This is a genomic window from Streptococcus parasanguinis (assembly GCF_001578955.1).
Taxonomy (GTDB): domain Bacteria; phylum Bacillota; class Bacilli; order Lactobacillales; family Streptococcaceae; genus Streptococcus; species Streptococcus parasanguinis_U.
In genome coordinates this window covers 728404-738902 of record NZ_KQ969689.1, presented here as the reverse complement: position 1 = coordinate 738902, position 10499 = coordinate 728404, and the positions used below count along the sequence as shown (strand labels likewise).

12 protein-coding genes and 1 pseudogene are annotated in these 10499 nt (G+C 38.6%); all 13 read right to left on the bottom strand.

Annotation, left to right across the window (positions count from 1 at the left end; all coding sequences use genetic code 11):
* Positions 1-516, bottom strand: a pseudogene (locus SPADD19_RS03560) (ATP-binding protein); the annotation flags it as partial.
* Positions 513-1604 (bottom strand): carbamoyl phosphate synthase small subunit, encoded by a 1092-nt coding sequence (locus SPADD19_RS03555; protein ID WP_061455227.1) that lies wholly within the window; start codon positions 1602-1604, stop codon positions 513-515. The pseudogene SPADD19_RS03560 and the gene SPADD19_RS03555, both read right to left, overlap by 4 nt.
* A gap of 124 nt (positions 1605-1728) precedes the next feature.
* Complete coding sequence (locus SPADD19_RS03550; protein ID WP_003016291.1) at positions 1729-2652, bottom strand: aspartate carbamoyltransferase catalytic subunit; 924 nt, start codon at positions 2650-2652, stop codon at positions 1729-1731.
* A gap of 46 nt (positions 2653-2698) precedes the next feature.
* A complete protein-coding gene (pyrR, locus tag SPADD19_RS03545) occupies positions 2699-3217 on the bottom strand; it encodes a bifunctional pyr operon transcriptional regulator/uracil phosphoribosyltransferase PyrR (RefSeq protein WP_003001719.1) in 519 nt (172 codons plus the stop codon).
* A gap of 261 nt (positions 3218-3478) precedes the next feature.
* A complete protein-coding gene (locus SPADD19_RS03540) occupies positions 3479-4114 on the bottom strand; it encodes a Pr6Pr family membrane protein (RefSeq protein WP_061455226.1) in 636 nt (211 codons plus the stop codon).
* 224 nt (positions 4115-4338) lie between these two features.
* Positions 4339-4671, bottom strand: a complete 333-nt coding sequence (locus SPADD19_RS03535) for a zinc ribbon domain-containing protein YjdM (RefSeq protein ID WP_049485494.1) — start codon at positions 4669-4671, stop codon at positions 4339-4341.
* A gap of 128 nt (positions 4672-4799) precedes the next feature.
* Complete coding sequence (locus SPADD19_RS03530; protein ID WP_061455225.1) at positions 4800-5552, bottom strand: HAD family hydrolase; 753 nt, start codon at positions 5550-5552, stop codon at positions 4800-4802.
* Positions 5527-5931, bottom strand: coding sequence for a PaaI family thioesterase (locus SPADD19_RS03525; protein ID WP_003016342.1), 405 nt, complete (start codon positions 5929-5931; stop codon positions 5527-5529). The genes SPADD19_RS03530 and SPADD19_RS03525 overlap by 26 nt, the downstream gene beginning before the upstream one ends.
* 84 nt (positions 5932-6015) lie before the next feature.
* A complete protein-coding gene (locus SPADD19_RS03520; protein ID WP_061455224.1) occupies positions 6016-7113 on the bottom strand; it encodes a hypothetical protein in 1098 nt (365 codons plus the stop codon).
* Between the two features lie 3 nt (positions 7114-7116).
* Complete coding sequence (locus tag SPADD19_RS03515) at positions 7117-7821, bottom strand: ATP-binding cassette domain-containing protein (RefSeq protein WP_061455223.1); 705 nt, start codon at positions 7819-7821, stop codon at positions 7117-7119.
* Positions 7818-7958 carry a hypothetical protein gene (locus SPADD19_RS12525; RefSeq protein WP_241496454.1) on the bottom strand — a complete coding sequence of 47 codons (141 nt, stop codon included), beginning with the start codon at positions 7956-7958 and terminating at the stop codon, positions 7818-7820. Before SPADD19_RS12525 ends, SPADD19_RS03515 begins: the two co-directional genes overlap by 4 nt.
* A gap of 375 nt (positions 7959-8333) precedes the next feature.
* Complete coding sequence (locus SPADD19_RS03505; RefSeq protein ID WP_061455222.1) at positions 8334-8969, bottom strand: putative bacteriocin export ABC transporter; 636 nt, start codon at positions 8967-8969, stop codon at positions 8334-8336.
* A 1-nt stretch (position 8970) separates the two neighbouring features.
* The coding region (locus tag SPADD19_RS03500; RefSeq protein ID WP_128861568.1) for a DUF1430 domain-containing protein at positions 8971-10499 on the bottom strand (1529 nt) is incomplete at its 5' end.

Genomic DNA, 10499 nt, shown 5'->3' with positions numbered 1-10499 from the left:
TCGCCCTTGCCCTTGCTTACTCGCTACTGGCCAGATCATAATAGGAAATTGAATGCCTTCAGAAAACTCGATAGCTTCTCGAACCGAACCAACCAGTGCTGAAGCAGGTACCTGATAGCCCAGCTCTTGAAAGAGACGTCGTTGATCTGCCTGCTGATAAAAGGTCCGGTAGCGTTGGAGGCTTGGTCCGACAATCATGATCGATGCATCTTTGAAAAATCCAGTTTCTTCCAAACGAAACAAGAGATTCAAAATCTGTTTGTCCGCAAAAGGTAGGAGCAAGCGAGATCCAGTATAAGAAAGAAGAGTCGTCCTAAGAGCATCCAGCTTGAGCTTACTAACTACAACTATATCTGCAGCTTCTTGGGTGATAGCATTTTCTTCGCCCAAGTAAAGGACAAGAGCATTCCCATCCTTGGCATTGAGTTTTTGTGCTTCATTTACCGCAGCCAAAAGGCTAATATCCTGATAAGAATCTCCACATAGGAGAAGCAATTTCTGGTTTTGGTTCATCATTCCTTCTCCCTTCTACTTTCGTGAATTTTGGCATCAATCAACTCTAAAAATTCATCGTAAAAATAGAGATTTTCTCTTGGACCTGGACTAGCATCTACTTGGAATTGAACCCCTAAAATTGGTTGGTAACGATGACGAAAAGCTTCAATACTATGGTCATTGACGTTTTCATGCGTGACCAATAAATCATGGGGCAGGCTATCGCGTGCTATACTATACAAGTGATTTTGACTGGTTATCTCGATTTTTCCTGTCGCAATTTCACGCACGGGAATATTTAAACCGAAATGCCCAACTTCCATAGGGGCCAGCTCAGCGCCGTAAGCTTGTGCCAACAACTGAGCTCCCAAGCCCATACCCCAGATCGGAATCTGACCGTTGAGCTTTCTGATCAAGCGGCAAAGTTTTTTCACCTGATGGGGATCGCCTGGCCCACTGGATAAAATAACCCCATCTGGTTGCTGCTCCATCAGTTCAGCATAAGAGATATCATAGGGATAAACTGTCACATTACAGTCCCTTTGACTCAGCTGACGTAAGACAGAGTGCTTGACCCCTAGATCAATCAAGGCAATACTCTTTCCAAAACCAGGTACAGCATAGGCTGTTTTGGTCGAGACTTGACGCACTTGGTCTTTTGGAAGGACTGTCGCTCGCAACTGATCCAAGATATGCTCGATCGAATCCCCCTTATTAATAACAGTTGCCTTCATCCGTCCATACTTGCGGACAATTTTTGCAACCTGGCGGGTATCAATCCCTACAATACCAGGGATTTTTTTTCGATTCAAGAATTCATCCAAGGTCATCTGTTGCCGCCAATTGCTCGGCATCTCCACCAGATGCTGAACCACTACTGCCAGACAAGTGGGTGTAATGGATTCAGAATCATCCCGATTGATCCCTGCTGCACCAATAACCGGGAAGGTAAAGGAGAGAATCTGGCCACTAAAAGCCTGATCCGTGATCAATTCTTGATAACCTGTCATGGCTGTGGTAAAGACTAACTCACCCGTCACATATAGGTCTGCACCAAAGGCTTCTCCTTCAAATACAGTCCCATCCTCTAGGACCAATAATCGTTTCATCGAACCCCTCCCTTCTTTTATTCTAATCCAATTTTATCATAGTTCCTCAAAAAAAGGAAAGTCAGATTCCATGTAGCGATCTACTCTGTCCTCTTTCTTTCCTTTCAATGAATTGTCGGTTATCTTATTTTGCACCGCGACCTTTAAGGACGGCTTCAATGATGGCCATACGGACAAAGACACCGTTGGTCATTTGTTCTACGATGCGTGATTTAGGAGCTTCTACCAAGTGGTCCGCAATTTCAACGTCACGGTTCACTGGTGCTGGGTGCATCAAGATCGCAGTATCTTTCATACGGTCATAACGTTCTTGAGTCAAGCCATGAAGACGATGGTAGTTTTCTTTAGAGAAGAGTGATTCGTAATCATGACGTTCGTGTTGCACACGCAAGAACATCATGACATCTACTTCTTCAATGACTTCATCGATAGTGACGAAGGTTCCATAGTCTTCAAATTCCGCACTTCTCCATTCGTCTGGACCTGCAAAGTAGAGGGTTGCTCCCAAACGTTTCAAGATTTGCATATTTGATTTTGCCACACGTGAGTGATCCAAGTCACCGGCGATACAAACTTTCAAGCCATCAAAGTGACCGAATTCTTGGTAGATAGTCATCAAATCAAGCAAGCTTTGGCTTGGGTGTTGACCTGAACCGTCCCCACCATTGACGATAGAGGCTGTGATCGTTGGGCTTTCAACCAATTCTTTGTAGTAGTCCACTTCAGGGTGACGGATGACGCAGACATCTACTCCAAGAGCTGACATGGTCAAGATGGTATCGTAAAGTGTTTCCCCTTTGTTCACAGAGCTTGTCTTCACATCAAAGTCAAGGAGATCACATCCCAATTTCAACTCTGCCACTTCAAAGGCTTTGTGGGTACGAGTTGAAGGTTCAAAGAAAAGATTTGAGATGATATGTTGGTCTTCGTAGGCTGCTTTAGCTCCGTTTTTGAACTCAATCCCACGTTTGATCAATGCCATTACTTCTTCATTGGTAAGAGTTTCCATTGAGACAAGGTTTTTAAGAGCGATTTGATTTTCAGACATGTTGATTCTCCTTTTATAATGTGAATGCAAATAGTTTACAATTTGTTTAAGCTTCTTTGATGAGGACGCGGTCTTGACCGTCTAGCTCCACCATCTCGACAATGATTTCCTCTGACTTACTTGTCGGGATATTTTTCCCAACAAAGTCCGGACGAATCGGCAACTCCCGATGCCCACGGTCGACGAGAACCGCAAGACTCACTCGAGCAGGACGACCGTGACTGACCAGATTGTCAATGGCAGCGCGTATCGTGCGACCTGTATAGAGGACATCATCGATCAAAATGACTTCTCTATGAGCGATATCAACTGGTAAGACCGTCGTATCTTCTGTCGCCTTCATGTCATCTCGGAAAGGCTTGGTATCTAGTTCTGCTACAGGGACATCGATTTGTTCCAGCTGAGAGAGACGTTCTTGGATCCGGCGAGCGATGTAAACACCACGCGTCTTGATCCCCACCAGCACAATCTGGCTTAAATCTTTGTTTCGTTCAATGATTTCGTAGGTGATCCGGGTAATGGCCCGTTTCATCGTCAAATCATCAACGACTTCTTTGGTTTTCATTCAGTCCTCCTTAGTTGTAAAAGAAAAACCTCCTTTTTCAAGGAGGTTCAGCAAATGAATGGTCTAAGAGGATAGAGTCTCGCCCTATGTCCTAGCCATTGTTTTTCACAGTCTCCTTGCCTGCCTCACGGGACAGGATTAAAGGATTTATTTAATTGAGATAACTATATCACAGTTTCAAACGACATGCAAGAAAAAACTCAACATTTTTCAAAAAAATTTAAAAACATGACTTTTCGTCCGAATAATGTTCGGTTTTTACTAAGAAACAGCCGATTTCCGCTTGATATTTTTGATTCCATAGAGCACATAGCCAGCCAAGAGGTAGGCGATAAAGATGATCACTACCCATTTGCCAACAAAGCCCCAGCCGTATTTATTAACATTGATAAAGAAATAGGCAAAGGGACTATCTTTTGCACCTGGAATTGGCCACTTCAAGACCAATCCATTGAGAAGGGCAAAGAGCATGTAAGCTAGGGGAATCGAGGTCCAAAGGAAGGGATCGAGCTTGCGATATTGCTTGGCTTTATCAATCACTAGGGTATCAAAGAAGAACATCAAAGGAACGATGTAATGACAAAGGAAGTTTTCCAAACGATAAAACTTCTCTGGTGTCGCAAGAGGCGCCAACATAAAGTGGTAGATGACACAGGTGATCATAATGGACATGGTAACTGCGCCTTTCATACGAAGGTAGCCCTGAGTCTGGGTCGAACGCCCTCGAACCATGCGCCAAACCATGTCTCCCATAAAGAACATGACCAACATGTTGGATATAATGGTGTAATAGAGCATCATGCCAAAGCCACCATGCTTGGTCAGTTGCAGGTAAACGCCGAGTACACTTAAGATAAACAATATAAAACGATAGCTAAATAATAGTTTGAATTTCATAGTATTCTCCTGAAAGAAAAGGGGGTAGCCCCTTCAGTTTAATCAGGAACTTTCCTTAAGTGAGGACGGACGTCAGCGAACTTCTACGAAGTTCCATGACTTAGTTTTGAACCTAAAGTTTCAAAACTCCCGAGTACTTGAAACAATACTGTTTCAAGTACTTTTCTCACAGCGGAAAGTTCCATTATAAACTTAAACAACTCTATTAATTTGTGTCCAGTTCTTTAGATTTTCTTCACAAATTCTGATTTGAGTTTCATTGCACCAAAGCCATCAATCTTACAATCGATGTTGTGGTCTCCTTCAACGATACGGATATTTTTCACGCGCGTACCTTGTTTCAAATCTTTCGGTGCACCCTTCACTTTCAAATCTTTGATCAAGGTCACCGTATCGCCATCAGCCAATTTGTTTCCGTTGGCGTCAATCGCTACGACACCTTCTTCTTCGACCTCAGCTGGGTTCCATTCATACGCACACTCTGGGCACACCAAGAGCGCTCCATCTTCATAGACGTATTCAGAGTTACATTTTGGACAGTTTGGTAAGTTATTCATTTTTATCTCCTTATTCAAATTAACTTTCATAGTATACCATGAAAGCGAAAATTTGACAAATCCTGTTCTACTGTAGCATTTTCAAGAAAAAAGGAGGCAACTTGGCCTCCCTACATGGATGATATCTTTCAATCTTCTTGCAATTCTTGAATATCCCGAATCACGCGCACACCTGCTTGATTCTTCTCGCGCAGTTCAGCTTCAGAGTATGGGAAGGTATTGATTAAGATACTCTCCATGCCGATACTTTGGGCGACAGCGACATCTGTTGTAAAGTCATTGCCCACCATGACCGTTTTATCAGGGTTCAACTGGTGTTCTTTGATGACTTTCAGGAGGAACTCTGGCTGAGGTTTGCGAATACCTGCATCTGATGACAAGTAAATGGCATGGAAAAGTTCTCTCAAGCCTACTAAATCAATCTCAGGATTTGTAAATTCTGCTTGAGCATTGGATAAGAGATAGATCCGGCAACCTGCAGCTTTCATATCCTCTAATACTTCTTTCGTGTGAGGATAAAGCTCCAATCGTTTGCGAGAAAGGACACGGAAAGTCCGCGCAATCAAACGTCCCCACTCTTTAAGGTGGGCAACACTGTTTCCACTTGGATGACGTTCTAAATACAATTGCACAAAAATGACCGTCAGATCAATCTCAGGATGGGCAACTTGTTTTTCCTTGGCCAAGTCTTCTTCGGCTTGTTGCACCAACTCTCTATAACGCAGGCGCAGACCTTCTCCAGTGTATCTTGCCCCGTAGGATTGGTAGATCTGAGCCATGGTATCCCATAAGACTGGACTCGACTCATCGGTTTCGATGTCGACCAAGGTTCCATAAAAATCAAAAATAAAGTTTTTAAATGCGTACTTGTGCGGATTCATCTCTCACTCCCGTAACAAACATCGTAAAGGTTGCCTTGCAGACATTGGCCCCATCTTGATTGGTAATATCGACATCCACAACTCGAGTCGTCCGTCCACTGTGGACACATTCGCCATGGATCGTGAGGACATCACCCAGACGCCCTGCTTTCAAGTAATTAATCGAGGATTGCAAGGTCACCCCATCGACCCCTTGAGAAACCACGACCAACCCACTGACTTGGTCACACAGGGTAAAGAGATAGCCTCCGTGCGCATTGCCATAATAATTGAGCGATGATTCCACGACCTTGGTTGTCACCACCACATGGCCATCTCTCATCTTTTCGATTTCGTAATTTTCAAATGCAGCAATTGCATCAAAGTGAAAATCTTTCATATTACTTGCCACCTTTTCTAGCATCTTTTCAACTCCTCTATCATACTACAATTAAGAAGCAGATACAAGCAAAGGGGCAATTCCTTAGAAGCAGAAAAGGAGACTCCAACTAAGTAAGAAGACGATACTAGGAACAATGTATTTTCTTGGGTGTTTCCAACATTCCCTCTTTAAATTCCATTTCCTTAAAGGAAAATAGATTTCAATCAGTAAGTGCAAAAAAGCTTCCACTACTGCCAGAATCATCACTCCTAGTAAAAATAGAATCCCCAAGTCAGGCATGAGTACCATTTTTAATAACAGAGCAACAAATAGATTCACAGCTAAAAAATAAGTCAGCAATACACGGTAATACATCAAGTAAAAGAACCGACTCTTAGGTAGGGACTTAACATGATCAATCAAATCTTTATCCGCGGAAATGAGGGTGGTTAATGGCGTATTGACAGAAGCCATCGTTAAAAGAATGATGATTTTTAAAGATGCATCATAATCCTGTATCAGAATGAGAAGGAGAAAGATGAGGGTAAAGACAAAATTGATGGAAAAATAGCGCTCTTGAAATAAGGAAATCCAAAAATAATTGCCACTTCTTATCTTTGCGACGAGCAACTGATCATTTTTTGAAATCGCGACCAGGTCCTCATTTTTAAAAATAAAGATAGCAAGGAGAGCTGACAGTAAGATCATATAGGACACTTGTTGGACCCATAAAGAAGATACAGTCAGAATAGTCGTTACAAAAATGAGTACCCCTCCTAGAAAACTAGGACTGGTATTGAACTGGATAAAGACGTAAAACACACTTAATATCACCAGTAAAGAAAGGAGCACGAGCTTAAAGGATTTTGGCAGGTCTAACTTGACTCCCAAAAAGAGGATCAATAACAGCACGCGCTCTAACAAATTGAGAAGAAAGGTGACCGTCAGAAAAGATCCTTTAAAACGATTGAGAGACAACGGAAGCTGGTAATAGGCCTGGACCCTGTCCATCGAAAAGTAGGAATAGAGCAATTGAAAGGTTGATAGAGCAGTGACAATAGCCGTACTGATCAATAAGACTTGAAAGCTTGTAGAAAATTTGGCCCCAACAACATGGTAATAGAGAGCAAAGGCTAAGGAAGTCACGAACAAGAAGAGTCGATTTTTGGATACCAAATCTCTAAAAATTGCTAGTAGCATGCTCTACCCCCTCTGACGATTGACGTCATGAAACCAATCTTCTAAATTCGATTCGATCGCGTCTAGGTGACCATCTTCAATGTAATAAGCTGTATCACAGACTCGAACGATACTCTCTGCGATATGCGAACTCATCAGAATAGCGCCTTCTTCTTTATACTGCAATAGCAAACCATATAGAAATTCTGTCGCATCAAAATCTAGGCCATCAAATGGTTCGTCCAAAATAAGGAGGGGAGGTTTGAGATAGAAAGCTGTGATCAGGAAGACTTTCTTCTTATTTCCCGTTGACAAACTACCGATATCAGTGTTGAGAAATTCTTCAAAATGAAAACCTGAGATCAGGTCCTGCAATAACGTTTCATCTCTCTTTCGATGATACAAACGACAGACAAAATTAAAATAATGAACAAAATCCCAGTTTAAAAAACTATTGTTTTCAGTAAAAACTGTATAGGTAAGGCTCTTATAGAAATTCGTATGAAATGAGGTCGCCTTATCTTCTATGGTAACAGTCTCAACTGCATACTGCCGATGATCAAAGACACTACTTAAAGCTTTTAGCAAGGTTGTCTTCCCAGCTCCATTTCGACCAATCAATCCAACTACAGAATGATTGGGTACAAGCAAATTGGTTTCTTTTATGATGGGCTTGTCTTTTTTATACCAAACATTTAGCCCCTTGATGTTTAAACACTCACTCTTCATCGACGCACTCCTTTATAAAGGTAGGAAGCCCCAACTAAAAGCAACAGCAAGGCGTATAACCATTCCTTTTGAAGGGCAAAGACTACGGCACCGATCAAGAAGCAAATTCCTATAAGGATTCTAAATTGTAATTTCATATCTTGCCTTCTTTCTATTTCATAGTAAGAAAGATTACAATAGTATTTTATGCTTATACTATAGTACTTTTTTAAAGCAGATTCAAGCACAAATGGAACATTCTCAAGGCTTTAAGCAACATTTTATCTTTAAAGATGAAAAAAGAACTAGATATTTCTAGCTCTTTGTTTAAAATCTTAATTTTCAATCATGTTAATCTTTATCTACTTTTAAATAATTATAGAAGTTAATTACAGTGGATAAAAAACTCAATAAACAAATGAATTGAATCAATATTTTAACAGGCTGTCTAACATTATTCATTTGTGTCAATATGATAAAAGAAGAATTTATAAAGATGATTAACTGTAGCAATATATTTGTATAATTAAATTTCATTTTTGTTCACCTTTTATTTCTAAAATATGATCAACTTTGTTATAGATGTCAGGAGAGTGAGTAGCTATTATTATAATTTTATTTTCTTTCTTTAAGCTCAATATTAATTCTATTATTTCTTCACTATTTTTTTGATCTACAGATGCAGTTGGTTCATCTGCTAATATAATTGGTGAATCTTTTAAAATTGTTTTAGCTAGAGCTACACGTTGAGCTTCTCCTCCTGAAAGAGTATATATTTTACGATTTAGATTTACATCAAGATGAACTCTTTTTAAAGCTTCATTCATTTTCTTTTGCATTTCCAACTTGCTTATTTTTTCTCCAATAAAAGCCAACATTAAGTTTTCTTGAATCGACTTATTTTCGATAAGACCAAAATTTTGAAACAAATAACTAAGATAATTTTTGAAATAATCTTTTTCTTTAATATTATTTAGATTAATATCATTTACAATTATATCTCCAGAATCAACTTCTTCTAATTTACCAATAATATTTAGTAATGTGGTTTTTCCAGCACCAGACGCACCTATCAGAGCATAAGAATTCCCTTCATAAAAATTATAATTTAAATTCTCTAGAACAATACGGTCATCGAATCCTTTATTTATATTTCTTAATTCGATCATATTAAGCTCCTTTTAGAAATAAAATATTTACTCTTTTCTCTTTAATTAATTGAAATGCAAATATGATAAGCAACAATAATAAGTATACAAACGGTACTAATATTAGTAAAAATGAAAATCTTAAAACAATTGTACAAATACCAATTAGAGTAAAGCACGTAATAAGCAATCCAAGATAAACTCTATGAATACGTAATTGGTTTTTCCCAGCCAAACGTTCTATAAAATGTGTCCTCCTTTCTTGATAAAAATAAATACTATTCATCAAAATGAACAATAAAAATGAGGTAGTAATACTTAAAACAGTCGTAGCAAGTAAAAAGTATTTTCTTGTTACTATCATATCAATTCTTTTCTCAATAGATAATAATCCACTAGTAAGTGAACCGAAGGAAGCTGTCAAGTTATATTTTCGAATTAACGTAGTTACTTTTTCAGAATGGTTAACTATTAAGAACGAGGTTGGCAATAAAGCATAGTTAGGTTTTTCCACAACAATAATTGGATCATGGACCATTGCTTCATTGGAAAATTGCCTCCCAATTAAAGAGTAAACTGGATAAGTAAACAAATCACCACCTTCGTATATGAAACTAGCAATTTTGGAATTTGGTTGGGTATCTTCGACTAATGTTTCCTTAGATGAAAATCCCCTTTTCTCAAAATATTCCCATTTATTCTTTAATTGTTCAAACATATTTTGATAACGATTTGGAATTAAAATCATTTTATCATATGTTTTCATATCTTTTAGAAATAATTTTGCTGAGTCAGATAACTTAATTTTATTTACTGCAACGTAGTTAGCATTAACATAAATTACATTTGAAGAATAATCTGAAGTTGGTTCGAAATTCTTATTATCTTTGTTCGAAATCAACATATTATCTAACATGTCGTTTCTATAAATAATCGTAGTGTTGTCAGATAACTCATTAAAAAATTTTTCTTTTTGATCTTGTGAAACACTGTCGCCATCTTCTAAAGAAGTTATCTCATAATATTCAGCATTCCTTTGCCAATGACTTTTTCCTACCTCTAACGATTCAACTTCTTTAGTTATTGAAATCATTCCATAAACACAGAACATAACAGAAAATAAAGTAAATAGCTGTATTAGGATCGTCATAACAAAGATGAAACCTAGCGGAGCCTTTCCTTTAATTGATAAAATAATTGGTTGGTGTTGAAGAATATAATAAAAACAATGTGAAAGAAAAAAATTAACGATAAATATTAATAAGGCCCAAACAAACACTGGTACTAAGATTATCAACAGAGCTAGAATCGAAAATTTTCTTAAAATGATTAATGTACTAACAACACCAAGTATAGAACATATCAATAAACATAAGATAAAAATACTATCGTTTTTTGTTTGTTCTATAGCAATCGCATGCTTTCCTTTGCCAGAAACTCTTAATATTCCAACCTCTTTCATGCCAGAAACTTGTTGAGCTAGTATTAAAGAGATATAGGTAATTAAAATCCCAATTACGATCAATACTGATTGTGGAGTATTCAATAGTA